The following is a 24,306-nucleotide window of genomic DNA, read 5'->3' as shown; positions in this document are numbered from 1 at the left end:
ACTAATACGAAGGACTGGAACGGCATCGTCGGCGAAAACGCAGAGTTTAGCTGACAAACTCAAAGTTCACGCCGCAAACCCAAACAACCTGCTGACCGATCAAAGGCCTTATAGGCGTGGCCGCCAGTAAAACGGATCAGTATCCTAGCACCCTCTCGCCCGCTGACGCTAAGACCAAGCGGGCAGCCCAACAGGTTTAAAAACGAATGAATGCTCTAGCCCGCCGCGCTGCAGGCCTGCTGCTCAGCACAGTTTGTCTGCCACTTTCAGCCTTGGCTGCCGACCCGCAACCCACCCACGAATTCACCCTTGATAACGGCCTGAAGGTCGTTGTGCGCGAAGACCATCGTGCCCCAGTCGTGGTTTCCCAGGTCTGGTACAAGGTCGGCTCCAGCTACGAGACCCCAGGCCAGACCGGTTTGTCCCACGCCTTGGAACACATGATGTTCAAGGGCAGCGAAAAAGTCGGCCCCGGCGAAGCGTCGCTGATCCTGCGCGACCTCGGTGCCGAAGAGAATGCCTTCACCAGCGACGACTTCACCGCGTACTACCAGGTACTGGCCCGTGACCGTCTGGGCGTGGCGTTTGAGCTCGAAGCCGACCGCATGGCCAGCCTGCGCCTGCCGGCTGACGAGTTCGCCCGCGAAATCGAGGTCATTAAAGAAGAACGCCGCCTGCGCACCGACGACAAGCCGATGTCCAAGGCGTACGAGCGCTTCAAGGCCATGGCCTATCCGGCCAGCGGTTACCACACGCCGACCATCGGCTGGATGGCTGACCTGGACCGCATGAAAGTCGAAGAACTGCGCCACTGGTATCAATCCTGGTACGTGCCGAACAATGCCACCCTTGTGGTGGTCGGCGACGTGACCCCGGACGAAGTGAAAACCCTGGCCCAGCGCTATTTCGGCCCGATCGCCAAGCGCGACGTGCCGCCCGCTAAAATCCCGCTTGAGTTGGCAGAGCCTGGCGAACGGCAGATCACCCTGCACGTGCAGACTCAATTGCCGAGCCTGATGCTGGGCTTCAACGTACCGAGCATCGCTACTGCTGAAGACAAACGCTCGGTAAACGCCTTGCGCCTGATTTCAGCCCTGCTCGATGGCGGCTACAGCGGACGCATCCCGACTCAGCTGGAACGCGGCGAAGAGCTTGTGTCCGGTGGCGCGTCGAGCTACGACGCCTATACCCGTGGCGACAGCCTGTTCACCCTGTCGGCAACGCCCAACACTCAGAAAAACAAAACCATCGCCCAAGCCGAAGCCGGCTTGTGGAAACTGCTCGAACAGTTGAAAACCACCGCGCCGACTGCCGAAGAACTGGAACGCGTGCGCGCTCAAGTTATCGCCGGCCTGGTCTACGAGCGCGACTCGATCACCAGCCAGGCCACTGCCATCGGTCAATTGGAGACCGTGGGCCTGTCCTGGAAGCTGATGGACACGGAACTCGCCGACCTGGAAAGCGTGACCCCGCAAGATATCCAGAACGCCGCCAAGTTGTACTTCACACGCGAACGTCTCAGCGTCGCCCATGTACTGCCATTGGAGACGACTCATGAGTGAGCGTAAAAAACCACGCGTAGCCCTGATCGGCTTGATCGTTGTCGCCCTGATCGGGTCCGCCGTCGCCTACCTGTTCCGGCCCGACGAGTCGACCGCCAGCGAAGCCCTCGACAAAGCCAAATCCAGCCAAAAGCTGCAATCGCTGGCCGAACTCGACGGCAAAGCCCCAAGTCATCGCACACTCAACGTGCAAACCTGGAACACGGCGGAAGGCGCCAAGGTGATGTTCGTCGAAGCCCGCGAGCTGCCGATGTTCGACATGCGTCTGATCTTCGCCGCCGGCAGCAGCCAGGACGGCAACGCACCGGGCCTGGCGTTGCTGACCAACGCGATGCTTAACGAAGGTGTTGCGGGCAAGGATGTCGGCGCCATCGCCCAGGGCTTCGAAGGCTTGGGTGCAGATTTTAGCAACGGCGCGTTCAAGGACATGGCGCTCCTTTCGCTACGCAGCCTTAGCGCGGCGGATAAACGAGAGCCTGCGCTGAAACTGTTCTCCGAAGTCGCGGGTCAACCGACCTTTCCGGCCGACTCCTTCGCGCGCATCAAGAACCAGATGCTCGCCGGCTTCGAATATCAGAAACAGAACCCCGGCAAACTGGCGAGCCTGGAGCTGATGAATCGCCTGTACGGCGATCACCCTTACGCGCACTCCAGCGACGGCACGGCGAAATCCATACCGGCTATCACGCTGGCGCAGCTCAAGGCGTTTCATGAGAAAGCCTATGCCGCCGGCAACGTCGTGATCGCATTGGTGGGGGACCTGTCCCGCGCGGAAGCCGAGGCCATTGCTTCGCAGGTTTCCAGCGCGCTGCCAAAAGGCCCGGCCCTGGCAAAAATCCCGCAACCAGCTGATCCGAAGGCCAGCGTTGGTCATATCGAATTCCCGTCCAAACAGACCAACCTGATGCTCGCGCAACTGGGCATCGACCGGGACGATCCGGACTATGCCGCACTGTCCATGGGCAACCAGATCCTCGGCGGCGGTGGCTTCGGCACCCGACTGATGAGCGAAGTGCGCGAGAAGCGCGGCCTGGCTTACGGTGTCTATTCGGGCTTCACCCCGATGCAGGCGCGCGGCCCGTTCATGATCAACCTGCAGACCCGCGCCGAGATGAGCGAAGGCACGCTGAAACTGGTACAGGACGTGCTCGCCGACTACCTTAAAACCGGTCCTACCGAAAAAGAACTCGACGACGCCAAGCGTGAACTGGCGGGCAGCTTCCCGCTGTCCACCGCCAGCAACGCCGATATCGTCGGGCAACTGGGTGCAATGGGCTTCTACAACCTGCCGTTGAACTACCTGGATGACTTCATGCGCGAGTCCCAGAGCCTGACGGTGGAACAGGTCAAAGCTGCACTGAACAAACACTTGAGCACGGACAAACTGGTCATCGTCAGCGCTGGCCCGACCGTGCCGCAAAAGCCGTTACCGGCCCCATCTGATAAACCTGCCGAGCAACCGCTCGGGGTTCCGGAGCATTAATGGCCACTCGTGCTAAAAAACCCGTACACAACGTGCACAACGGTGTGAACCAACTTCGTATCATTGGCGGGGAATGGGGCAGCCGCAAGCTGAGCTTCCCCGATGCGCCGGGCTTGCGTCCGACGCCTGACCGGGTGCGTGAAACCCTGTTCAACTGGCTCGCGCCCTATGTCGCTGGCGCCAAAGTGTTTGATCCGTTCGCCGGCAGTGGCGCGCTGTTTCTCGAAGCGTTGTCCCGTGGCGCAGCGATGGGCCAGGCCCTGGACGCCAGCAACATCGCGGTAGCGAGCATCAAGGAACACCTGGGCACCCTGCGCTGCACCACTGGCCAGATCCAGACGGCCGATGCCTTACGCTATCTGGAAACCCAGACCGCGGTTGAATACGACCTGGTATTCCTGGATCCGCCGTTCAACCAGAATCTGCTGCCAACCGTCTGCACGCTGCTGGAAGAGCGCCAATGGCTGGCCAATGAAGCCTGGATCTACACCGAAAGCGAAAATGCGCCTTCTGCCCTGGGCCTGCCCGGTAACTGGCGCCTCCACCGGGAGCAAAAATCCGGGCGGGTGTACTACGCGTTGTGGCAACGTATGGCAGAGATCGCCGGTTAATCGACTGGCCTGAAAAAGGTGCGCACCTTGCTCAAGGCGCGCACCGCTGCATCGAGAACAATTGTGCCCCCTTCTTCAGAACGCTTTTCCCCCGCCTTCGGCCTTGGCAACCCGCACCTGCAGACCTTGTGGGGACCGCTATGGCGCAAAACCACACACATCACTCGGGAGCGTGAGCGCCTGTGGCTCGAGGATGGTGACTTCCTCGACCTGGACTGGCACGGCCCGCACAGTGCCGATGCGCCGTTGGTATTGGTGCTGCACGGTCTGACCGGTTCATCGAACTCGCCGTACGTGGCCGGCGTGCAAAAAGCGCTGGCGGCCCAAGGGTGGGCGAGCGTGGCGCTGAACTGGCGAGGCTGCTCGGGCGAACCGAATCTGCTACCGCGCAGCTATCACTCCGGCGCCAGCGAAGACCTGGCCGAAGCCATCAAGCACCTGCGAGCCAAACGGCCGCTGGCCCCCTTGTACGCGGTGGGTTACTCGTTGGGCGGTAATGTCCTGCTCAAGCATCTGGGTGAGACGGGCAGTGAAAGCGGGCTGCTCGGCGCGGTGGCGGTGTCCGTGCCTTTTCGTCTGGATCAGTGCGCCGACCGTATCGGCCAGGGATTCTCAAAGGTCTATCAGGCGCACTTCATGCGCGAGATGGTCGGCTACATCAAGAACAAGCAGCGCCAGTTTCAGCATGATGGCCGGGAGGATGGCATCGCAGCGTTAGCGGCCCTTGGTTCGCTGGAAAACATGCGCACCTTCTGGGATTTCGACGGTCGGGTGACCGCGCCACTACATGGTTTCGTTGATGCCGAGGATTACTATCGCCGTGCTTCAAGCCGATATTTCCTGAGCGAGATCCGCACACCGACGTTGATCATTCAGGCGGCCGACGACCCCTTTGTGTTCCCGCACAGCCTGCCGCAAGCGGACGAATTGTCCGCATGCACTGAATTCGAATTGCAGGCCAAAGGTGGGCATGTCGGCTTTGTGGATGGCACGTTCCGGCGGCCGGGTTACTACCTGGAAAGACGCATCCCGCAGTGGTTGGCCAACCATTAAAAGATCGCAGCCTCGTTCCACTCGACAGCTCCTACAGGTGGGCGCATAACCCTGTAGGAGCTGTCGAGTGGAACGAGGCTGCGATCTTTTGATCTGTCACTCGCCTTTCGCAATGCCTCGCGCAGGCTCGTTGATCCACTCGCTCCACGACCCTGCATACAACGCACCCAACGGATATCCCGCCAGGCTCAACGCAAACAGGTTATGGCAAGCCGTCACGCCAGAACCGCAATACGCCACCAATTCCGCCGGCGAGCGCTCACCGAGCTTCGCGGCGAATCGCTGCTTGAGCTGATCGGCCGGCAGGAAACGCCCGTCGCTGTCCAGGTTGTCGGTGAACGCCGCACACTGCGCGCCAGGAATATGCCCTGCGACCGGATCGATCGGCTCCACCTCACCTTTGAATCGCGGCAACGCGCGGGCATCGAGCAACGTCAGTGATGGCTGGCCAAGACGCTGTTGAAGCTCTTCGGCGGTCAGGGTCAGCGAATCGTCCGGCGCTCCAGTGAAGGTACCGCGCTTGTTATTGCAGGCATCCAGGCTCAACGGCAGACCCGCTGCGTGCCAGGCCTTTAGCCCGCCATCCAGAATGAACACACCGTCACGTTTGCCCAGCCAGGCCAGCAACCACCAGGCGCGTGCCGCAAAAGCGCCGGGGCCGTCGTCGTACAAAACCACGTCGCTGTCGGCATTGATGCCGAAGGATTGCAGCCGTTCGATCAGGTCTTCAGGCTCCGGCAACGGATGGCGCCCGGTCACGCCTTTGACCACCGTCCCACTCAAATCACGTTCCAGGTCGGCAAAACTCGACCCGGCAATATGCCCTTCGGCATAGCTGCGCTGACCGTAATCGGGGTCTTCAAGGGCGAAACGGCAATCCAGGATCACCAGCCCCGGCTGCTCCTTTTTCAGGTCCAACGCTTGCGGGCTGATCAACTGCGCGATAGGCATAACAGGCTCCTGTGATTAAAGCGGTTCTGATTCCGGTTGCACTTCTTCCAGCGCCTGACCCAGCGGCACGTAAAACTCCTCATACAACGCGTTGACCGCGTCGCGCGCCTCATCCGTGACAAAACCGGCTTCAAGCACCAGCACCTGATACACGCCACGCTTGATGGCTTGCTCGCTCAAGTGATTGGAGTTTTCCCGCGTGGTGCACAGAAAACGCACCCACGACGTGAGGATGATCCAGGCATTCAGGGTCAGGGATTCGATCTGCACCTTGTCCATGCGCAGGATGCCGGCGTCGACGAAGGCGGCGTAGATGTGCGTGCCGTAAATCAGGCAGCGCTGGGAAAAGCGCCGATAACGGGCGGCCAGTTCCGGATCGCTGTCGAGCAAGTGCTCGAGGTCGCGGTGTAGAAACCGGTAGCGCCACATCGCCGCGAGCAGTTCCTTCAGATAGAAGCGCTTGTCTTCCACCGTCGAAGCACGGCCCTGAGGCGGGCGCAGGAAGCTGTCCACCAGGCTTTCATACTCGCTGAACAGCACGGCGATAATCGCCTGCTTGTTAGGAAAGTGGTAGTACAGGTTGCCCGGAGAGATCTCCATGTGGGCGGCAATGTGATTGGTGCTGATGCTGCGTTCGCCTTGCTGATTGAACAGCTCCAGGCTGTTCTGCACGATGCGCTCGCTGGTTTTTATTCGAGGGGCCATGGCTTGAGCTTAAATTCAGAGTGCGATGAAGGGCATCTTACGACCTATCCACGATGGGATAAAACAAAGCTGCGCCAGGATGTCATTTGACTTTATAGAGCATAGACTCTAAAAAGTGTTTCAGTACAATAAAAATCCGGAGCTGGCCATGACCGCTGACATCGCTTACCTGCAAGACTTACAGCAGCCGCTGGATGAACTTCGAACCCTGTTCGACGCTCAGCGCGCCGCCTACGCAGCCAACCCGATGCCGCCGGCAGCCCAGCGCCAGCAATGGCTCAAAGCACTGCGGGACCTGTTGAGCGACGAACGCCAGGCACTGATCGACGCCATCAGCCAGGACTTCAGCCACCGCAGCGCCGATGAAACCCTGCTCGCCGAACTGATGCCAAGCCTGCATGGCATTCATTACGCCAGCCAGCACCTCAAAGGCTGGATGAAAGCCTCGCGGCGAAAAGTCGGGGTTGCCTTTCAGCCCGCATCGGCCAAAGTCGTTTATCAACCGCTGGGTGTGGTCGGTGTGATCGTGCCGTGGAACTACCCGCTGTATCTGGCTATCGGGCCGCTGGCGGGGGCGCTGTCGGCAGGCAATCGGGTGATGCTCAAGCTGAGCGAATCGACACCCGCCACCGGATTACTGCTCAAGGAACTGCTGGGCCGGATCTTTCCACAGGATCTGGTGGGTGTTGTGCTGGGCGAGGCTGACGTCGGCGTGGCGTTCTCCCGGCTACCTTTTGATCACCTGTTGTTCACTGGTTCCACCAGCATCGGCAAACATGTGATGCGTGCGGCGGCGGAAAACCTGACGCCCGTGACCCTGGAACTGGGCGGCAAATCCCCGGCTATCGTTTCCCACGACGTCCCGCTCAAGGACGCTGCGGAACGCATCGCTTTCGGCAAAACCCTCAATGCCGGACAAACCTGCGTGGCCCCGGACTACGTATTGGTACCGGAAGCGCGCGTCGGAGCGTTCGTCGAAGCTTATCGTCAGGCAGTGCGTGGGTTCTATCCGACACTGACCGACAACCCGGACTACACCGCGATTATCAATGACCGACAGCTGGCCAGGCTCAACGGCTACATCAGCGATGCCACCAGCAAGGGTGCGCTGCTGATTCCGTTGTTCGACCAGGGTCAGGCACGCCGCATGAGTCATAGCTTGCTGCTTAACGTCAGCGACGACATGACCGTGATGCAGGACGAGATCTTCGGTCCGTTGCTGCCGGTTGTGCCTTACACCGATCTTGATGAAGCCTTTGCCTACATCAACCAGCGCCCGCGCCCACTGGCGCTTTACTACTTCGGCTACAACAAGCGCGAACAGAATCGCGTGCTCCACGAAACCCATTCCGGCGGTGTCTGCTTGAACGACACGTTGCTGCATGTCGCCCAGGACGATATGCCGTTCGGCGGGATTGGCGCTTCCGGGATGGGGCATTACCACGGCCATGAGGGTTTCCTGACCTTCAGCAAAGCCAAGGGCGTGCTGATCAAACAGCGCTTCAACGCGGCGAAGCTGATTTATCCGCCGTACGGAAAAGCCATTCAGAAACTGATCCAGAAATTGTTTATTCGCTAACGATCATCACCGCCGGGTAATAAAAACAATGAGCCCCAGCCTTTCCGATACACCCGCCCTGTCACGACGCGGGCTGCTTAAATTCAGCCTGGGCGCCAGCGCCTTTCTGGCCACGGCTGGATTGGGTGCGAGCCTCAGCGGCTGCTCCTCCAGCACCCCAGCCAGCGGTTTCGCTTTGTTACGTCGCGGTGACCTGCTGTTTTTACGGGCGCTGATCCCGGTGATGATCGACGGCGCGGTGGCGGCCGAGAAAATGCCGGCCGCCGTCGAAGGCACCCTCAAGACCCTGGATAACAGCCTCAATCACCTGTCGCCGGAAATGCTCAAGCTGACGCAGCAGCTGTTCGATGTGCTCGGAATGTCGGTCACTCGCGGACCGCTGACCGGGATCTGGGGAAGTTGGGAAAACGCCAGCGCAGATGAGATTCGGCAGTTTCTCCATCGCTGGGAAAACAGTTCTTTAAGCCTGTTGCGCATGGGGCACAGCTCGCTGCTGCAATTGGTGATGATGGCCTGGTACAGCCGGCGGGAATCCTGGGCGCATTGTGGGTATCCGGGGCCGCCTGCCGTTTGAAACCGTGGCGCCCCCATCGTCGGAATGCCGCCACACCACCGAACTTAAAATAATAACGAGAACCTGAACATGCCCGTACCCGATCCGTTCCGTGAAGGCCTGGCCCGCGGCTGGAAAACCTACAACGGCGCGCAACTGACCCAGGACCTGACCCTCGAAGCCGACGTGGCGATCATCGGCAGCGGCGCGGGCGGCGGCACCACCGCAGAAATCCTCAGCGCTGCAGGCTACAAGGTATTGCTCATCGAAGAAGGCCCGCTCAAGACCAGCAGCGACTTCAAAATGCTCGAAGACCAGGCCTACACCAGCCTTTATCAGGAAGGTATCGGTCGCATGAGCAAGGACGGCGCCATCACCATCCTTCAGGGCCGCGCAGTCGGTGGCACCACGCTGATCAACTGGACATCGAGTTTCCGCACCCCTGCCCCGACGCTCGACCACTGGGCCAAGGAACACGACGTCAAAGGCCATAGCCCGGCCGAGATGGCCCCGTGGTTTGAAAAAATGGAGCAGCGCCTGGGGGTTGCCCCGTGGATGGTGCCACCCAACGCCAACAATGACGTGATACGCAAAGGCTGCGAAAAACTTGGCTACGCCTGGCATGTGATCCCGCGGAATGTGCGTGGCTGCTGGAACCTCGGTTACTGCGGCATGGGCTGCCCCACCAATGCCAAACAATCGATGCTGGTGACGACCATTCCCGCGACCCTCGAAAAAGGTGGGGAACTGCTGTATCTCGCCCGCGCAGAGAAACTGTCGATCAAGGATGGCAAAGTCACCGGCCTCACGTGCGTCGCGATGGATGATCGTTGCGTTGCGCCAACCGGCAAAACCATCACGGTCAAGGCCCGGCATTACGTGTTGGCCGGCGGCGGAATCAACAGCCCCGCCCTACTGCTGCGCTCAGACGCACCCGATCCCCACAAGCGTTTGGGCAAACGCACCTTCCTGCATCTGGTCAACATGTCCGCCGGGTTGTTTGACGAGGTGATCAACCCGTTCTACGGCGCGCCGCAGTCAATTTACTCCGACCATTTCCAGTGGCCGGACGGCGCCACCGGCAAGATGTCCTACAAACTCGAAGTACCGCCATTGCACCCGGCGCTGGCCGCCACCCTGCTCGGTGGCTTGGGCAAGGAAAGCGCGCAACACATGGAAAACCTGCCGCACACCCACGCCATGCTCGCACTGCTGCGCGATGGCTTTCACCCGGACAGCCCCGGGGGCAGCGTCGAACTGCGCGGTGACGACACGCCGGTGCTCGACTACCAGGTTTCAGCCTATGCCTGGGACGGGTTACGCCGGGCATTCCATAGCATGGCCGAGATCCAGTTTGCCGGTGGCGCCAAGGCCGTCATGCCCATGCACGCCGACGCTCGTTACGTGAAAACCCTGGCCGAAGCGCGCACGCTGATCGACAGCTTGAGCCTTGAGCTGTATCGCACGCGATTGGGCAGCGCCCATGTGATGGGCGGTTGCGCCATGGGCGAAGACCCGAAAAACGCCGTGACCGACAGCCTGGGTCGTCATCACCAGATCAGCAATCTGTCGATCCATGACGGTTCGCTATTCCCCACCAGCATTGGCGCAAACCCGCAGTTGTCGGTCTACGGGTTGACGGCGCAATTGGCGACTTCATTGGCGGATCGTTTAAAAAACCCATGAAAACGAGGAATATTCCCATCGTCTATAGTGCTTTCTTACCGAACAGGCGACTTGGCCGACCGGGAATGCTGCGATACCATCCGACTCCCCAACGGACTCCCGCCAGGACGACGCGATGAACCGAGTGTTGTACCCAGGTACCTTCGACCCTATTACCAAGGGCCATGGCGATCTGGTCGAACGCGCCTCGCGCCTGTTCGATCACGTGATCATTGCCGTCGCTGCCAGCCCGAAGAAAAACCCGTTGTTTCCCCTGGAACAACGTGTGGAGCTGGCCCGCGAGGTCACCAAACATCTGCCGAACGTTGAAGTTGTCGGCTTTTCGACGCTCTTGGCGCATTTTGCCAAAGAGAAGAACGCCAACGTCTTCCTGCGTGGTTTGCGCGCGGTGTCGGACTTCGAATACGAGTTCCAGCTGGCCAACATGAACCGCCAACTGGCTCCGGATGTGGAAAGTCTTTTCCTTACACCGTCCGAGCGTTATTCGTTTATTTCCTCGACGCTGGTCCGTGAAATCGCAGCGCTCGGTGGCGACATCACCAAGTTTGTGCACCCCGCTGTCGCGGATGCCCTGACCGAACGCTTCAAGAAGTAACAACCGCTCAAGCGGCGCCCGCGTGCACTACGGGCGCCAATGCGGCACAATTGCGCGCATTGGTTTATAGCGCCCGGGCTGTCCGCCCTGGCTGGAGTTAGCATGTCCCTGATCATCACCGACGATTGCATCAACTGCGACGTCTGCGAACCCGAGTGCCCGAACGCCGCCATTTCCCAAGGCGAAGAGATCTATGTGATCGATCCGAACCTGTGCACGCAGTGCGTCGGCCACTACGACGAACCTCAATGCCAGCAAGTCTGCCCGGTGGATTGCATTCCACTGGATGAGGCGCATCCGGAGACTGAAGAACAGTTGATGGAGAAGTATCGGGTAATTACCGGTAAGGCCTGAACATTACGGCGTCTGTCCTGACGCCACCGCGAGCAGGCTCGCTCCCACAGGGGTCTCGCGGACGACGCAGATCAAGTGTAGGAGTGAGCCTGCTCGCGATGGGGCCATCAGGTACACCGCTGAGGTAACTGAAGTCACTCCCGCTGCTCGAACCCCTCCCCGATACACCCCAGACACCGCACAAACGCCGCCTTCGCCGGATCAACCACCAGCGCCTGCCCCGCATCGCCAATCCCGCCACCCAGCGCGGTGAACGGCAACGACAGCACAAACGCTCCTGCACCGATGACCGTCGCCACAACCAGCAAAGGCCGGGCGATCAGCAAGTCACCGATCATGGCGTAAGCCGGGGGGTTCTGGATGGTGTAACGGGGATCACCGCTGCCGCTACTGTCCGCCAGCACCGGCGCGGCGATGCTCAGCAGTAAAACGACGGCAAGGGTTCGAAACGAATTCATGGCACGGTCCTTCGGCTAGGCAGTGAGAACTGTGACTATAGACCGTTGACGTTTTCAGGTCTGGCAGCGTGGGCAAAAGACGCTGGCGCGCTGACCCAGCTTCACGTCCCGCAGCCCGGTCCCGCAGACTTTGCAGTGCTCGCCCGCTCGGCCGTAGACGAACAGTTCTTGCTGAAAATAGCCGGGCTGACCGTCACCGCCGATGAAGTCCCGCAACGTCGTGCCGCCACGTTCGATGGCATGGATGAGGATGCGCTTGATCTCGATCGCGAGTTTCAAATAGCGCGCCCGGGAAATGCTCTTGGCCTCGCGCCGCGGGTCGATACCGGCAGCGAACAGTGCCTCGGTCGCGTAGATATTGCCCACGCCCACCACCACCGCGTTATCCATGATGAACGGTTTCACGGCCATCGAACGCCCGCGGGACTGCTGAAACAAACGCTCGCCGTCGAAAAAGTCGGTCAACGGCTCCGGCCCCAGGCGAATCAGCAGTTCGTGATTGAGCGGATCAAGACTCCAGAGCATTGCACCAAAGCGCCGTGGATCGGTGTAACGCAGCGCCAGACCGGACTCCAGCTCGATGTCCACATGCTCATGCTTGGCCGCCGGCGAACCGGCTTCCACCAGGCGCAGATTCCCGGACATGCCCAAATGGCTGATCAAGGTGCCGACTTCGGCATTGATCAGCAGGTATTTGGCACGGCGCTCCACCAGCACGATGCGCTGGCCGGACAGCCGAACATCCAGGTCTTCGGGAATCGGCCAACGCAGCCGGCGATCACGCACAATGACCCGACTGACACGCTGTCCTTCCAGGTGCGGGGCAATCCCGCGGCGGGTGGTTTCGACTTCCGGCAGTTCAGGCATGGCGCTCTCGAATCAGGCTCTGGATCAGAGGAGGTTCAATACTCAGCGGTGATTGCCGAGGTCGCGAATCGTTTGTTTGAGGGTTTCGAAGTCGTAGTCCGAGAGGCCGACATAATCGAGCACCAGATGGCTGATGCTGTTCCACTCATGGTCAATCTTTTGATTGCCCAGCACTCGGTAGGACGCGCAAATATGCTCGGCCATTTTCAGAATCGCCAACAGATTTTTCAGCTGACTGTTGCGTGAGGACTCGTCACTGAAAATCGCCAGGGCGTTGTGGTGGTTGGCGATGGCGTGGCTGACGTGTTCCGGCAAACGCCAGGATTTGGCCGTGTAGTAACCGACAACTGCATGGTTGGTATTGAACAGGCTGTTCTCGGTGTCCACTACCCGGCATTCCGAGCTGGCATTGGCGTAGGCCTTTTCCAGAACGCTCATGTAGTCAGGGAAGCGCTGAAGCATCAGCGGCACGCCACAATCGTGGAACAAACCCAGCGCATAGGCCTCGTCACCGGCCTGGCCACCGATGCGTTTGGCGAGGGTCAGACAGGTCATCGCCACGTCCTGAGCGGTATCCCAGAAACGGTTCAACGTCACGATGGTGTCATCGTTCATCTCGCCCTTGATCGACATGGCGTTGATCAGGTTGATGACAGACCGGCTGCCCAGCAGGTTCACTGCGCGCTGGATCGAGGCGATCTTGTTGGAAAGACCGTAATAAGGCGAGTTGACGATTTTCAACAGGGAGCCGGAGAGGCCGGGATCCTGGGAGATCAGCTTGGCGATCACCTCCAGGTCCGGGTCCGGCATGTACTGCTCCATCTGCAAATCCACCATGATCTGCGGCTGGGCCGGCACGCTGATGCCTTGCAGGGTCTGTTGAATTTGTTCGGTGGTCAGCTCTTGGGACATAAGTACACGCTCTTGGACAGGCGGCGATTCTAACCTTTATGAAGTTGGATCCGACACACCAGCGGGCACATCGGAGGAACTTTCATTCAGGCGCAGGCTTCGGACTGAGTAATGCCCTCGGGCATCCACTTACTCACGTCAGGAGCTGTATTCATGTCCAATTCCCTGAATGGCAAACGTGTCGCAATTCTGGTGACCGATGGTTTTGAGCAGGTCGAGCTCACCGGGCCGAAGAAGGCTTTGGAAGAGGCCGGGGCTCAGGTCGATATCCTGTCGGCCGAGGAAGGCCAGGTCAAAGGCTGGAATCACGACAAACCCGCGGACGACTTCAAGGTTGACGGTACCTTCAAGGCCACCAGCATCGATCAGTACGACGCCGTCGTTCTGCCGGGCGGCGTGCAGAACTCCGACACCATCCGTATCGACCAGGACGCCCAACACCTAGTCAAGACCGGAACGTCGGCCGGCAAGCCCATTGCCGTGATCTGTCATGGCGGCTGGTTGCTGATATCGGCCGGATTGGTCAACGGCAAGACCATGACCAGCTACAAGACACTCAAGGATGATCTGGTGAACGCCGGCGCGAACTGGGTGGACAAGGAGGTGGTCAAGGACGGCAATCTCATCAGCAGCCGTCAGCCGGATGATATTCCGGCGTTTAACCGGGAGTTGATCGGCGCGTTGTCTGCCATATCTTGAATTCGGCATAAACCCCTGTGGCGAGGTGAATGCAGTTCACTTAATCCGGTACTGTAACTGTGGCGAGGGAGCTTGCTCCCGCTGGGTCGCGAAGCGGCCCCAAAAGAGGGACTGCTACGCAGCCCAGCGGGACGGTGCGACGATTCGACAAGCTCCCTCGCCACAGGTCTATCAGTGGAACCGAGGCGCTGTACAACACGCTATACTCCCGCTCTTTTTTCCGGAGCGACGTCATGTCCCTGCCTAGCCTGCGCCTCAAAGCCAACGCCGACCGTCGCCTGCGAAACGGCCACCTGTGGGTCTACAGCAACGAAATCGACGTGGCCGCCACCCCGTTGCACGGCTTCAAGGCCGGCGATCAGGCGATCCTCGAAGCCGCCGGCGGCAAGCCGTTGGGCATCGTTGCCATGAGCCCGAACAACCTGATCTGCGCCCGTCTGCTGTCGCGCGACATCAAGTTGCCGCTGGACAAATCACTGCTGGTGCACCGCCTGAACGTTGCCCTGTCCCTGCGTGATCGCCTGTTCGACAAGCCGTTCTATCGCCTGGTGTACGGCGATTCCGACCTGCTGCCGGGCCTGGTGGTCGACCGTTTCGGCGACATCCTGGTCGTCCAGATCGCCTCGGCGACCATGGAAGCCCATAAAGAAGACGTGATCGCAGCATTGACCCAAGTGCTCAAGCCAAGCGGCATCCTGTTCAAGAACGACTCCGCTGCACGCGATGCCGAAGGCCTCAACCGCTACGTCGAAACCGTTTTCGGCCTGGTGCCGGAGTGGGTTGCGCTGGAAGAGAACGGCGTGAAATTCGAAGCGCCGGTCATTCAGGGCCAGAAAACCGGCTGGTTCTATGACCACCGCATGAACCGCGCTCGCCTGGCGCCGTACGCCAAAGGCAAACGCGTACTCGACCTGTACAGCTACATCGGCGGCTGGGGCGTACAAGCTGCCGCGTTCGGCGCCAGCGAAGTGTTCTGCGTCGACGCTTCGGCCTTCGCCCTTGACGGTGTCGAGCGTAACGCCGCCCTGAACGGTTTCGCCGAAAAAATGACCTGCATCGAAGGCGACGTTTTCGAAGCCCTGAAAGAACTGAAAGCCAGCGAAGAACGCTTCGATGTGATCGTGGCCGATCCGCCGGCGTTCATCAAACGCAAGAAAGACATGAAAAACGGCGAAGGCGCCTACCGTCGCCTGAACGAGCAAGCCATGCGCCTGCTCAGCAAAGACGGCATCCTGGTCAGCGCTTCGTGCTCGATGCACCTGCCGGAAGACGATCTGCAGAACATCCTGCTGACCAGCGCCCGCCACCTGGACCGCAATATCCAGATGCTGGAACGTGGCGGCCAGGGCCCGGATCATCCGGTTCACCCGGCGATTGCTGAAACGCGCTACATCAAGAGCATTACTTGCCGGTTGTTGCCGAATAGCTAACAACACAAACCACTGTAGGAGCGAGCTTGCTCGCGAAGAACAAACAGACACCGCGAAAAACCAGAAACACCCGTGTTATCGTTGACGTTTTTCGCGAGCAAGCTCGCTCCTACAGTTGCTTTACGACACATTAAGAATCCCTGTCACCACAAATTCTCTCTCCGTTACGGCTATCGTTTTCTCTTCCAATCACAGAAGAGGACAACGGAATGTCCAGCGACCAAAACGCCCATCGTTTACGTACCGGCCGCTACTCAGAATCTGGTCGCATCTATCTACTGACAGCCGTAACCCATGAACGACAACCGATCTTCAAGGATTGGCGCTCGGGCCGCCTGGTCGTGCGTGAACTCAGAAGAGTTCATGAAGCCGGCGACGCAACGGCTTTAGCTTGGGTGATCATGCCTGATCATATTCACTGGCTGGTTGAACTCCATAACGGAGATTTGCCAAGGCTCATGCAAGTAATCAAATCCCGCAGTGCCCGACTCATCAATCAAGCTCGAGGCCGGTCAGAACCCGTATGGCAAAAGGGTTACTTCGACCGCGCCCTGCGTCGTGACGAAGACTTGAAGATCATGGCTCGATACATCATCGCCAATCCGTTGCGCGCGGGGCTGGTCGACCACATCGGCGATTATCCGCTATGGGATGCCATCTGGATCTGACCGCCCCCGTTGTAGGAGCGAGCTTGCTCGCGAAGAACAAAAATGCAACGCGAGTAACAAGGAACACCGCGGTATCGTTGACGTTTTTCGCGAGCAAGCTCGCTCCTACCCGTGCGTCTGCAAATGCGTGGAGGCATTCCCTCCCGCTGCCAGCCGTGTAGAATCGCCACATTCATCGCCAGTCATCCCCCGGCGGGTTTATGAGCTCAAGCTGAAGCGCGCGGCGATCCCGCAAAGTTATCGGCAACTTCCGGACACACGGCCATTTCTGAGTGTTCCAGACGTCAATAGAAGCTCACTTCCCTTTTGATACCTGATTAGCCGCCCGGAGTGCTTCATGCCTGATTACCGCTCGAAAACATCCACCCACGGCCGCAACATGGCCGGCGCCCGCGCACTGTGGCGCGCCACGGGGATGAAAGATGACGACTTCAAAAAGCCGATCATAGCCATTGCCAACTCCTTCACCCAGTTCGTACCGGGCCACGTTCACCTCAAGGACCTGGGCCAACTGGTCGCCCGCGAGATCGAACGCGCTGGCGGTGTGGCAAAAGAATTCAACACCATCGCCGTGGATGACGGCATCGCCATGGGCCACGACGGCATGCTGTATTCGCTGCCGAGCCGCGAGATCATCGCCGACTCCGTCGAGTACATGGTCAACGCCCACTGCGCCGACGCCATCGTCTGCATCTCCAACTGCGACAAGATCACCCCTGGCATGCTGATGGCGTCCCTGCGCCTGAACATCCCGGTGATTTTCGTTTCCGGCGGCCCGATGGAAGCCGGCAAGACCAAACTCGCTTCTCACGGCCTCGACCTCGTCGACGCCATGGTGATCGCCGCCGACTCCAGCGCTTCTGACGAGAAAGTCGCTGAGTACGAGCGCAGCGCCTGCCCGACCTGCGGTTCGTGCTCCGGCATGTTCACCGCCAACTCGATGAACTGCCTGGTTGAAGCCCTGGGCCTGGCATTGCCGGGCAACGGTTCGACTCTTGCTACCCACAGCGACCGCGAACAGCTGTTCCTGCAGGCCGGCCGCACCATCGTCGAGCTGTGCAAGCGCTACTACACCGAGAACGATGAGTCGGTGTTGCCGCGCAACATCGCCAACTTCAAGGCGTTCGAAAACGCCATGACCCTGGACATCGCCATGGGCGGTTCCACCAACACCATCCTGCACTTGCTGGCTGCGGCCCAGGAAGCCGAGATCGATTTCGACCTGCGCGATATCGACCGTCTCTCCCGCCACGTGCCTCAACTGTGCAAAGTCGCGCCGAACATCCAGAAGTACCACATGGAAGACGTGCACCGTGCCGGCGGGATCTTCAGCATCCTCGGCTCGCTGGCCCGTGGCGGTCTGCTGCACACCGACCTGCCGACCGTGCACAGCAAGACCCTGGCCGAAGGCATTGCCAAGTGGGACATCACCCAGACCGACGACGAAGCCGTGCACCACTTCTTCAAGGCCGGTCCGGCGGGCATCCCGACGCAAACCGCGTTCAGCCAGTCGACCCGTTGGGAAACCCTGGATGACGACCGTGAAAACGGCTGCATCCGTAGCGTCGAGCATGCTTACTCGAAAGAAGGCGGCCTGGCCGTTCTCTACGGCAACATTGCGCTGGACGGTTGTGTCGTGAAAACCGCCGGCGTCGACGAGTCGATCCACGTGTTCGAAGGCAACGCGAAGATCTTCGAAAGCCAGGACAGCGCGGTACGCGGCATCCTCGCAGATGAAGTGAAGGCCGGCGACATCGTGATCATCCGTTACGAAGGCCCGAAAGGCGGCCCGGGCATGCAGGAAATGCTGTACCCGACGTCCTACCTGAAATCCAAAGGCCTGGGCAAAGCCTGTGCCCTGCTCACCGACGGTCGCTTCTCTGGCGGCACCTCGGGCCTGTCCATCGGCCACGCTTCGCCGGAAGCCGCTGCTGGCGGCGCGATTGGTCTGGTGCAGGATGGCGACAAGGTGCTGATCGACATTCCGAACCGTTCGATCAACCTGATGATCAGCGACGAAGAAATGGCCGGCCGCCGTGCCGAACAGGACCAGAAAGGCTGGAAACCGGTCGAGAAGCGTCCACGTAAAGTGACCACCGCTCTCAAGGCCTACGCCCTGCTGGCGACCAGTGCCGACAAGGGCGCTGTGCGTAACAAGGCGATGCTTGACGGGCTGTAAGGCTTAACCGTCGAACAAAAAATGCCCCGCCAAGTGCGGGGTATTTTTTTGCTTGCGCTCCCCCCAAATGCTGGAGATCTACTGTAGGAGTGAGCCTGCTCGCGATAGCGGAGTGTCAGGCAACATAAATGTGAATGACACACTGCTATCGCGAGCAGGCTCACTCCTACACTGGTTTTGTCGGTGCTTACTGGATTTCTTCAGGCTTCACGATCACCCAATTCTTGTCTGCCGTCACCGGCAACCCTTCCTTGGCCTGCGCCGCTGCGTGCTTGGCCATCATGCCGTTAATCTGGGTCATGTATTTGTCTTTGCGGTTGACCCACAAGTGAATGCCGCCCTTAGCCACGTCGACGCTGTGGAACAGCATGTAACCGTCGCTGGTCGGGGTATCGCCGCCAACGAGCACCGGTTTTTTCCATTCATCGATGTAGGTCAGGATCGCCGCCTGCTTGCCGGCCATCCAGGTCGCCGGGGTCCACAGGTACGGGGTCAGCTCAAGGCCCAGGTTGGCCTTCTCGTCATACTTGCCTGCCGTGATCTGCTTGCGCGCCGTGGTCAATTCGCCGGTCTTGGTGTCCTTGAGCAGCAAGCTCACGCCGATCACGTTCTGCGGTTTGACGTTGTAACCGTACTGCGGGTCGGAAGCGACCATGCGCACCAGTTCTTCGGAGGCGGCGGTCATGACGTAGACCTCGATACCGTTCTCCATCAGCTTGTTGTAGAGCTCTTGCTGACCGGTGAAGATTTTCGGCGGGTTGACGTCCATTTTCTTGACGACATCGCCTTCGAAGTAAGTCGCCGGCACCGGTTTGCCGGACGCCATCAATTCATCGACATAGCCTTTGAGCTCTTTGAGCGTGAAACCCGAGAACACTTGCGCGACCCATGGGTAGCACACCATGTCGTCGAGTTCGCAGAGGCGGTAGTAGTAACTGAACAGGCTTTCCTTGTGGTCAGCCGTGTCTTTGAACGGGATCAGTTTCAGGGAAGGATCAAGCTTTTCACGGGTGATCAGGCCCTTGTTTTCCATGTACGGCAGCAACGATTCTTCGAGGTCGTAGCGGTAACTGGTGTTGTCCATGTCGAACACCGCGTAATTACCTTTGTTGGCGTTGGCGGCAATCATGGCGTCCAGCGCCTTGGCCTGATCGGCGGGCCAATGCTTCAAATCCGTGGCGAATGCCTGGCCGGCGAGGCCAAGGCAGAGTGCGGCGAGTAGAAATTTCGGTGCGAGCTTCATCGACAGTTCTCCCTGAGTAAAAGAAACCGACGCTAACAAATAAATATGACGGTCCTCGTCTGTCAGCGACCGTTACCGCACCCATTGCGCCAGATGCATCCCTGAGAGCGACGCGCGCTTATTCCAAAAACGACAGTTGCCATACGTTTTTGGTATTAAATCATTAGTTTTCAAGCTGTTAGGCTTGCCGGTTCGCAGCTGCCCCGGAAGGCTGCTGGCACAAGTCTTTATCGGAGTCTCAATGAATCTGCCGCTGATCCTCAATCTGCTGGTGTTCCTCGCCCTGCTCTTTGGCCTGGCACAAACCCGCCACACTACATGGAGCCTGGCCAAAAAAGTCCTACTCGCGCTGGTACTGGGCGTGGCGTTTGGTGTGGCTTTGCACAGCATTTACGGTGCCGGCAACCCGGTGCTGAAAGCCTCGATCGGCTGGTTCGATCTGGTGGGCAACGGATACGTGCAGCTGCTGCAAATGATCGTCATCCCGCTGGTGTTCGCCTCGATCCTCAGTGCTGTGGCCCGTCTGCACAACGCGTCGTCGCTGGGCAAGATCAGCTTCCTGACCATCGGCAAGCTGCTGTTCACCACCGCCATCGCCGCGTTGATCGGTATCGGCCTGACCAACCTGTTCGGCCTGACCGCAGAAGGTCTGGTGGCTGGCACGCAGGAAATCGCCCGTCTGCAAACCATTCAGACCGACTACGCGGGCAAGGTCGCGGACCTGAATGTGCCGCAGTTGCTGCTGTCGTTCATCCCGCAGAACCCGTTCGCCGACCTGGCGCGCGCCAAGCCGACATCGATCATCAGCGTGGTGATTTTCGCCGCATTCCTTGGCGTCGCTGCGCTGCAGTTGTTGAAGGATGACGTCGAGAAAGGTCAGAAAGTGATCAACGCCATCGACACCCTGCAAGCCTGGGTGATGCGTCTGGTACGTCTGGTGATGAAGCTGACGCCGTATGGCGTGTTGGCGCTGATGACCAAAGTGGTCGCCGGTTCGAACCTGCAAGACATCATCAAGCTCGGCAGTTTCGTGGTGGTGTCCTACATCGGCCTGGGCCTGATGTTTGTGGTGCATGGCCTGCTGGTTTCGGCAGCCGGGATCAACCCGCTGCGCTTCTTCCGCAAGATCTGGCCGGTGCTGACGTTTGCCTTCACCAGCCGCTCCAGCGCCGCGACCATTCCCCTGAGCATCGAAGCGCAGACCAGCCGCCTGGGCATTCCACACGCCATCGCCAGTTTTGCCGCTTCGTTCGGCGCGACCATCGGCCAGAACGGTTGTGCCGGTCTATACCCGGCGATGTTGGCGGTGATGGTTGCACCGACCGTGGGCATTAACCCGCTGGATCCGCTGTGGATCGCGACGCTGGTGGCGATTGTGACGCTGAGCTCGGCCGGTGTGGCGGGTGTCGGAGGTGGCGCAACGTTCGCCGCGCTGATCGTGCTGCCGGCGATGGGCTTGCCAGTGTCACTGGTGGCGTTGCTGATTTCGGTTGAGCCACTGATCGACATGGGTCGTACGGCATTGAACGTCAGCGGGTCGATTGCGGCCGGTGCGATTACCAGCCAGGTGATGCAGCAGACGGACAAAGCACTGCTGGATGCGGATGAGCATTCGGAGTTGGTGCAGGCTTAAACATAACTTCGTGGCGAGGGGATTTATCCCCGTTGGGTTGCGCAGCAGCCCCAAAATAATGGGGTCGCTGCGCAACCCAACGGGGCGGTGCGACGTTTCGCTAAATCCCCTCGCCACAGATCAGGCTTTTTCCCAGACTTCGAAGTTGTACGCCGGCTTATCGTCCACCGCCGGATTTTCGCTATTGGACACCAGTTTCCACTGCTCCAAATCGAATTCCGGAAACCACGCATCCCCTTCCGGGCTCAGCGCCACTCGCGTCAGATACAGCCGATCAGCCTGCGCCAACCCCTGTGCATACAACTGCGCCCCGCCAATCAACATCACCTCATCGACGCCCTGCTCTCTGGCCCATTCTTCTGCGCGTACGACGGCCGCCTCAAGCGACGGATATACCTCCGCGCCCTCCAGCTGCAGATCAGTCTGACGGCTGACCACGATGTTCAATCGTCCCGGCAGTGGACGACCCAGGGAATCCCAGGTCTTGCGACCCATGATGATCGGCTTGCCCAGGGTGGTGGCCTTGAAGTATTTGAAGTCCCCCGGCAAGTGCCAGGGCATGCTGTTGTCGACGCCGATCACGCGGTTTTCACCGAGGGCTGCGATCAGGCTGAGGGGGAGTGATTTAGTCATGCCGGCGAGGATACCAGAGCGTCCCATACCCCGATAAGCGCCACAGCGGTTATGCTCACCGTTCAATGAAGCGACGGGATGCCGCGTGACTGAACTGAATAACCTCTGGCTGACGGAAACCATTCGTCTGCGCGAAGAACACGCCGGTCCTCTGGATGATCTGGAAGCCAATCGACTGGCCCGCAGTGCTGGCGGCGACTTGCCGGCACGGATTCAACGCCGGGCCCTGTGGCTGGCTGAACGCGATGGACTGGCCAACGCCCTCAAGCATTGGCTGCAAGGCGCACGATTGGCGCTGATTGTTCTCGCCGTACTGGCCGTGATCAGCGGCGCCGGGCTGGCGTTTGCAGCACTGGGCGACGGGCAAACCCCGGTCAATGTGTTCTGGGCCCTGGGCAGCCTGCTCGGGCTGAATCTGATTTTGTTGCTGAGCTGGGCGCTGGGCCTGGTGTTTGCCGGTGAACACGGTGCCAGCCTCGGGCGCTTGTGGTTATGGCTCAGTGAAAAACTTGCCCGCGACGCTAAAGCCGCACAACTTGCACCTGCCCTGCTGCTGTTACTGCAACGGCAGAAACTCAATCGCTGGGCGATCGGCGTGCTGGTCAACGGCTTGTGGTCACTGGCGATGCTCAGTGCGCTGGTGATGTTGCTGACATTGATGGCGACCCGGCGTTACGGCTTCGTCTGGGAAACCACCCTGCTCAGCGCCGACACTTTTGTCGCCATGACCCGCACCCTTGGCGCCCTGCCTGCCTTGTTCGGCTTCACTATTCCAACAGTGGACATGATTCGCGCCAGCGGCGATGCGGCACTGAACATCGAAAGCGCGCGCCAGGCCTGGGCCACATGGCTGGTCGGTGTGCTGGTGGTTTATGGCGTGTTGCCGCGCCTGTTACTGGCGTTGTTCTGCCTGTGGCGCTGGAAAACCGGTCAGGCAAAATTACGCCTCGATCTGAACCTCCCCGGTTACGCTCAACTGCGCGAAAGGTTGATGCCCACCAGCGAGCGTTTGGGCATCAGCGATGCCGCGCCCGAGCATTTGCATCGTGTGGAAAGCGGCGTCAGCGACCTGCAAAGCGACGGTGCGCTGTTGGTCGCCATTGAGCTGGATGATCAGCGCCCGTGGCCGCCACCACTGCCGAAGAATGTCAGCGACGCGGGCGTCCTCGACAGTCGTGAATCGCGCCACAAACTTCTTGAACAACTGAGCCGTTTTCCACCCGCGCGCCTGGCCATTGCGTGCGACCCTCGGCGCTCGCCGGATCGTGGCAGCCTGGCGCTGATCGCCGAACTCGCGCGCAATGCCAGCGAGACGCGCGTCTGGTTGTTGCAGGCGCCGCCCGGTGAAGCACTGGATGCCGAGCGCCTGGGCGACTGGCACACCGCGCTGCATCAGCTGGAGCTGCCGTACGCCGACAGCGCGCCGATGAACTGGTTGGAGAACGGTCGTGACTAAACCTTTGAAATTGGCAGTCGTGGGCCACACCAACGTTGGTAAAACCTCGTTACTGCGCACCCTGACCCGCGATGTCGGATTCGGTGAAGTCTCCCATCGACCAAGCACTACACGGCATGTCGAAGGCGCACGCCTGTCGGTGGATGGCGAGCCGCTGCTCGACCTTTTCGACACCCCCGGGCTGGAAGACGCCATCGCCCTGCTCGATTTTCTGGAGCGCATTGAACGCCCCGGCGAACGCCTCGACGGCCCCGCGCGACTGGCCCGTTTCCTGGAAGGCAGCGAAGCCCGGCAGCGTTTCGAACAGGAAGCCAAAGTATTGCGCCAACTGCTCACCTGCGACGCTGGCCTCTACGTGATCGACGCCCGCGAGCCGGTGCTGTCCAAGTACCGCGACGAACTGGAAGTACTGGCCAGCTGCGGCAAACCGTTGCTGCCAGTGCTGAACTTTGTCAGCAGCGCCAATCATCGCGAACCGGACTGGCGTGAAGCGTTGGCGCGCCTTGGATTGCACGCCCTGGTGCGCTTCGACAGTGTCGCGCCGCCGGAGGATGGCGAACGTCGACTGTATGAAAGCCTCGCGCTGCTGCTGGAAAATGCTCGCCCCCAGCTCGAGCGATTGATCGCCGATCAGCAGGCTCAGCGCCTGGCCCGTCAGCAAAGTGCAGCGCGGTTGATTGCCGAATTGTTGATCGATTGCGCCGCCTGCCGACGCAGTGTGGTCAGTGAGCCCGAGCAGGAACAACAGGCGATCAGCGAACTGCGCAAAGCAGTACGCCAACGTGAGCAACGTTGCGTCGAGGCGCTCCTCAAGCTCTACGCCTTTCGCCCGCAGGACGCGGCGGCCAGTGATTTGCCGCTGCTCGATGGCCGTTGGGGCGATGACTTGTTCAACCCCGAAACCCTCAAGCAGTTGGGTGTGCGCGTGGGCGGTGGCATCGCAGCCGGAGCGGCAGCAGGGGCTGGCGTAGACCTGCTGGTCGGCGGCCTGACCCT

23 protein-coding genes are annotated in these 24,306 nt (G+C 60.0%); 16 read left to right on the top strand and 7 right to left on the bottom strand.

Going from position 1 to position 24,306, the window contains the following annotated elements; genetic code table 11:
* Positions 1–206: 206 nt before the first annotated feature.
* The 4 genes from GBC55_RS18230 (at position 207) to GBC55_RS18215 (ending at position 4,709) form a co-directional block, all read left to right on the top strand.
* Positions 207–1,562 carry a pitrilysin family protein gene (locus GBC55_RS18230; RefSeq protein ID WP_162439369.1) on the top strand — a complete coding sequence of 452 codons (1,356 nt, stop codon included), beginning with the start codon at positions 207–209 and terminating at the stop codon, positions 1,560–1,562.
* Positions 1,555–3,045: a pitrilysin family protein gene (locus GBC55_RS18225; RefSeq protein WP_162439370.1), complete on the top strand. Its 1,491-nt coding sequence runs from the start codon at positions 1,555–1,557 to the stop codon at positions 3,043–3,045. Before GBC55_RS18230 ends, GBC55_RS18225 begins: the two co-directional genes overlap by 8 nt.
* Positions 3,045–3,656 (top strand): 16S rRNA (guanine(966)-N(2))-methyltransferase RsmD, encoded by a 612-nt coding sequence (gene rsmD / locus GBC55_RS18220; RefSeq protein WP_162439371.1) that lies wholly within the window; start codon positions 3,045–3,047, stop codon positions 3,654–3,656. Before GBC55_RS18225 ends, rsmD begins: the two co-directional genes overlap by 1 nt.
* Before the next feature lie 63 nt (positions 3,657–3,719).
* Complete coding sequence (locus GBC55_RS18215; RefSeq protein WP_162439372.1) at positions 3,720–4,709, top strand: hydrolase; 990 nt, start codon at positions 3,720–3,722, stop codon at positions 4,707–4,709.
* 96 nt (positions 4,710–4,805) lie between these two features.
* On the opposite strand, the gene GBC55_RS18210 is transcribed toward GBC55_RS18215, so the two are convergent.
* Together GBC55_RS18210 and GBC55_RS18205 are read right to left on the bottom strand one after the other, a co-directional pair.
* Positions 4,806–5,660: a sulfurtransferase gene (locus tag GBC55_RS18210; RefSeq protein WP_162439373.1), complete on the bottom strand. Its 855-nt coding sequence runs from the start codon at positions 5,658–5,660 to the stop codon at positions 4,806–4,808.
* Positions 5,661–5,675: 15 nt separating this feature from the next.
* Positions 5,676–6,365: a TetR/AcrR family transcriptional regulator gene (locus GBC55_RS18205; RefSeq protein ID WP_162439374.1), complete on the bottom strand. Its 690-nt coding sequence runs from the start codon at positions 6,363–6,365 to the stop codon at positions 5,676–5,678.
* A 148-nt stretch (positions 6,366–6,513) separates the two neighbouring features.
* Here GBC55_RS18205 and GBC55_RS18200 point away from each other — a divergent pair, with 148 nt between their 5' ends.
* From GBC55_RS18200 to GBC55_RS18180, 5 genes are all read left to right on the top strand, one after another.
* Positions 6,514–7,944, top strand: coding sequence for a coniferyl aldehyde dehydrogenase (locus tag GBC55_RS18200; protein ID WP_162439375.1), 1,431 nt, complete (start codon positions 6,514–6,516; stop codon positions 7,942–7,944).
* Between the two features lie 28 nt (positions 7,945–7,972).
* Entirely contained in the window at positions 7,973–8,518 is a 546-nt protein-coding gene (locus tag GBC55_RS18195) for a twin-arginine translocation pathway signal protein (protein WP_162439376.1), read from the top strand.
* A gap of 69 nt (positions 8,519–8,587) precedes the next feature.
* Entirely contained in the window at positions 8,588–10,183 is a 1,596-nt protein-coding gene (locus GBC55_RS18190; protein WP_162439377.1) for a GMC family oxidoreductase, read from the top strand.
* A gap of 115 nt (positions 10,184–10,298) precedes the next feature.
* On the top strand, positions 10,299–10,778 hold the full coding sequence (gene coaD / locus GBC55_RS18185; RefSeq protein ID WP_045059801.1) for a pantetheine-phosphate adenylyltransferase: 480 nt from the start codon (positions 10,299–10,301) through the stop codon (positions 10,776–10,778).
* A 102-nt stretch (positions 10,779–10,880) separates the two neighbouring features.
* Positions 10,881–11,132 (top strand): YfhL family 4Fe-4S dicluster ferredoxin, encoded by a 252-nt coding sequence (locus tag GBC55_RS18180; protein ID WP_162439378.1) that lies wholly within the window; start codon positions 10,881–10,883, stop codon positions 11,130–11,132.
* 134 nt (positions 11,133–11,266) lie between these two features.
* Here GBC55_RS18180 and GBC55_RS18175 read toward each other — a convergent pair whose 3' ends face one another.
* From GBC55_RS18175 to GBC55_RS18165, 3 genes are read right to left on the bottom strand one after another with little or no spacing between them, the layout of a single operon-like run.
* Entirely contained in the window at positions 11,267–11,590 is a 324-nt protein-coding gene (locus tag GBC55_RS18175) for a multidrug transporter (RefSeq protein ID WP_162439379.1), read from the bottom strand.
* Positions 11,591–11,644: 54 nt separating this feature from the next.
* Positions 11,645–12,457 (bottom strand): bifunctional DNA-formamidopyrimidine glycosylase/DNA-(apurinic or apyrimidinic site) lyase, encoded by an 813-nt coding sequence (gene mutM, locus GBC55_RS18170; RefSeq protein WP_162439380.1) that lies wholly within the window; start codon positions 12,455–12,457, stop codon positions 11,645–11,647.
* A gap of 42 nt (positions 12,458–12,499) precedes the next feature.
* The gene (locus GBC55_RS18165) at positions 12,500–13,315 is read right to left on the bottom strand and encodes an HDOD domain-containing protein (RefSeq protein WP_178114320.1); all 816 of its coding nucleotides are present in this window, start codon (positions 13,313–13,315) and stop codon (positions 12,500–12,502) included.
* A gap of 207 nt (positions 13,316–13,522) precedes the next feature.
* On the opposite strand from GBC55_RS18165, the gene GBC55_RS18160 reads away from it, so the two are divergent.
* The 4 genes from GBC55_RS18160 (at position 13,523) to ilvD (ending at position 18,345) form a co-directional block, all read left to right on the top strand.
* Entirely contained in the window at positions 13,523–14,068 is a 546-nt protein-coding gene (locus tag GBC55_RS18160; RefSeq protein WP_162439382.1) for a type 1 glutamine amidotransferase domain-containing protein, read from the top strand.
* Positions 14,069–14,301: 233 nt separating this feature from the next.
* Complete coding sequence (locus GBC55_RS18155) at positions 14,302–15,498, top strand: class I SAM-dependent rRNA methyltransferase (protein ID WP_157712544.1); 1,197 nt, start codon at positions 14,302–14,304, stop codon at positions 15,496–15,498.
* 209 nt (positions 15,499–15,707) lie between these two features.
* Positions 15,708–16,166 (top strand): transposase, encoded by a 459-nt coding sequence (locus GBC55_RS18150; RefSeq protein ID WP_162439383.1) that lies wholly within the window; start codon positions 15,708–15,710, stop codon positions 16,164–16,166.
* Positions 16,167–16,503: 337 nt separating this feature from the next.
* Entirely contained in the window at positions 16,504–18,345 is a 1,842-nt protein-coding gene (gene ilvD, locus GBC55_RS18145; RefSeq protein WP_162439384.1) for a dihydroxy-acid dehydratase, read from the top strand.
* Between the two features lie 187 nt (positions 18,346–18,532).
* On the opposite strand, the gene GBC55_RS18140 is transcribed toward ilvD, so the two are convergent.
* On the bottom strand, positions 18,533–19,588 hold the full coding sequence (locus GBC55_RS18140; protein ID WP_162439385.1) for a haloacid dehalogenase-like hydrolase: 1,056 nt from the start codon (positions 19,586–19,588) through the stop codon (positions 18,533–18,535).
* 241 nt (positions 19,589–19,829) lie between these two features.
* On the opposite strand from GBC55_RS18140, the gene GBC55_RS18135 reads away from it, so the two are divergent.
* Complete coding sequence (locus GBC55_RS18135; protein ID WP_162439386.1) at positions 19,830–21,221, top strand: L-cystine transporter; 1,392 nt, start codon at positions 19,830–19,832, stop codon at positions 21,219–21,221.
* 120 nt (positions 21,222–21,341) lie between these two features.
* On the opposite strand, the gene GBC55_RS18130 is transcribed toward GBC55_RS18135, so the two are convergent.
* Positions 21,342–21,854, bottom strand: coding sequence for a dihydrofolate reductase (locus tag GBC55_RS18130; RefSeq protein ID WP_162439387.1), 513 nt, complete (start codon positions 21,852–21,854; stop codon positions 21,342–21,344).
* Between the two features lie 85 nt (positions 21,855–21,939).
* Here GBC55_RS18130 and GBC55_RS18125 point away from each other — a divergent pair, with 85 nt between their 5' ends.
* Together GBC55_RS18125 and GBC55_RS18120 are read left to right on the top strand one after the other, a co-directional pair.
* Positions 21,940–23,310, top strand: a complete 1,371-nt coding sequence (locus GBC55_RS18125; RefSeq protein WP_162439388.1) for a DUF2868 domain-containing protein — start codon at positions 21,940–21,942, stop codon at positions 23,308–23,310.
* A partial coding sequence (locus GBC55_RS18120) for a GTPase/DUF3482 domain-containing protein (protein ID WP_247266948.1) occupies positions 23,303–24,306 on the top strand: 1,004 nt, incomplete at its 3' end. The genes GBC55_RS18125 and GBC55_RS18120, both read left to right, overlap by 8 nt.

Origin of the sequence: Pseudomonas sp. TNT3 (assembly GCF_010095445.2) — a bacterium.
GTDB lineage: Bacteria > Pseudomonadota > Gammaproteobacteria > Pseudomonadales > Pseudomonadaceae > Aquipseudomonas.
Note: the sequence above shows the minus strand (reverse complement) of the source record. Positions and strands in the feature narration are given on the sequence as shown.

Excerpts from the sequence above, each read along its gene's own strand:
- GBC55_RS18195 (WP_162439376.1), top strand. The coding sequence starts at position 7,973 with ATGAGCCCCAGCCTTTCCGATACACCCGCCCTGTCACGACGCGGGCTG.
- GBC55_RS18150 (WP_162439383.1), top strand. The coding sequence starts at position 15,708 with ATGTCCAGCGACCAAAACGCCCATCGTTTACGTACCGGCCGCTACTCA.
- GBC55_RS18140 (WP_162439385.1), bottom strand. The coding sequence starts at position 19,588 with ATGAAGCTCGCACCGAAATTTCTACTCGCCGCACTCTGCCTTGGCCTC.
- GBC55_RS18190 (WP_162439377.1), top strand. The coding sequence starts at position 8,588 with ATGCCCGTACCCGATCCGTTCCGTGAAGGCCTGGCCCGCGGCTGGAAA.
- GBC55_RS18175 (WP_162439379.1), bottom strand. The coding sequence starts at position 11,590 with ATGAATTCGTTTCGAACCCTTGCCGTCGTTTTACTGCTGAGCATCGCC.
- GBC55_RS18180 (WP_162439378.1), top strand. The coding sequence starts at position 10,881 with ATGTCCCTGATCATCACCGACGATTGCATCAACTGCGACGTCTGCGAA.
- GBC55_RS18225 (WP_162439370.1), top strand. The coding sequence starts at position 1,555 with ATGAGTGAGCGTAAAAAACCACGCGTAGCCCTGATCGGCTTGATCGTT.
- GBC55_RS18205 (WP_162439374.1), bottom strand. The coding sequence starts at position 6,365 with ATGGCCCCTCGAATAAAAACCAGCGAGCGCATCGTGCAGAACAGCCTG.
- rsmD (WP_162439371.1), top strand. The coding sequence starts at position 3,045 with ATGGCCACTCGTGCTAAAAAACCCGTACACAACGTGCACAACGGTGTG.
- ilvD (WP_162439384.1), top strand. The coding sequence starts at position 16,504 with ATGCCTGATTACCGCTCGAAAACATCCACCCACGGCCGCAACATGGCC.
- GBC55_RS18130 (WP_162439387.1), bottom strand. The coding sequence starts at position 21,854 with ATGACTAAATCACTCCCCCTCAGCCTGATCGCAGCCCTCGGTGAAAAC.
- GBC55_RS18160 (WP_162439382.1), top strand. The coding sequence starts at position 13,523 with ATGTCCAATTCCCTGAATGGCAAACGTGTCGCAATTCTGGTGACCGAT.
- GBC55_RS18135 (WP_162439386.1), top strand. The coding sequence starts at position 19,830 with ATGAATCTGCCGCTGATCCTCAATCTGCTGGTGTTCCTCGCCCTGCTC.
- mutM (WP_162439380.1), bottom strand. The coding sequence starts at position 12,457 with ATGCCTGAACTGCCGGAAGTCGAAACCACCCGCCGCGGGATTGCCCCG.
- GBC55_RS18210 (WP_162439373.1), bottom strand. The coding sequence starts at position 5,660 with ATGCCTATCGCGCAGTTGATCAGCCCGCAAGCGTTGGACCTGAAAAAG.
- coaD (WP_045059801.1), top strand. The coding sequence starts at position 10,299 with ATGAACCGAGTGTTGTACCCAGGTACCTTCGACCCTATTACCAAGGGC.
- GBC55_RS18155 (WP_157712544.1), top strand. The coding sequence starts at position 14,302 with ATGTCCCTGCCTAGCCTGCGCCTCAAAGCCAACGCCGACCGTCGCCTG.
- GBC55_RS18230 (WP_162439369.1), top strand. The coding sequence starts at position 207 with ATGAATGCTCTAGCCCGCCGCGCTGCAGGCCTGCTGCTCAGCACAGTT.
- GBC55_RS18200 (WP_162439375.1), top strand. The coding sequence starts at position 6,514 with ATGACCGCTGACATCGCTTACCTGCAAGACTTACAGCAGCCGCTGGAT.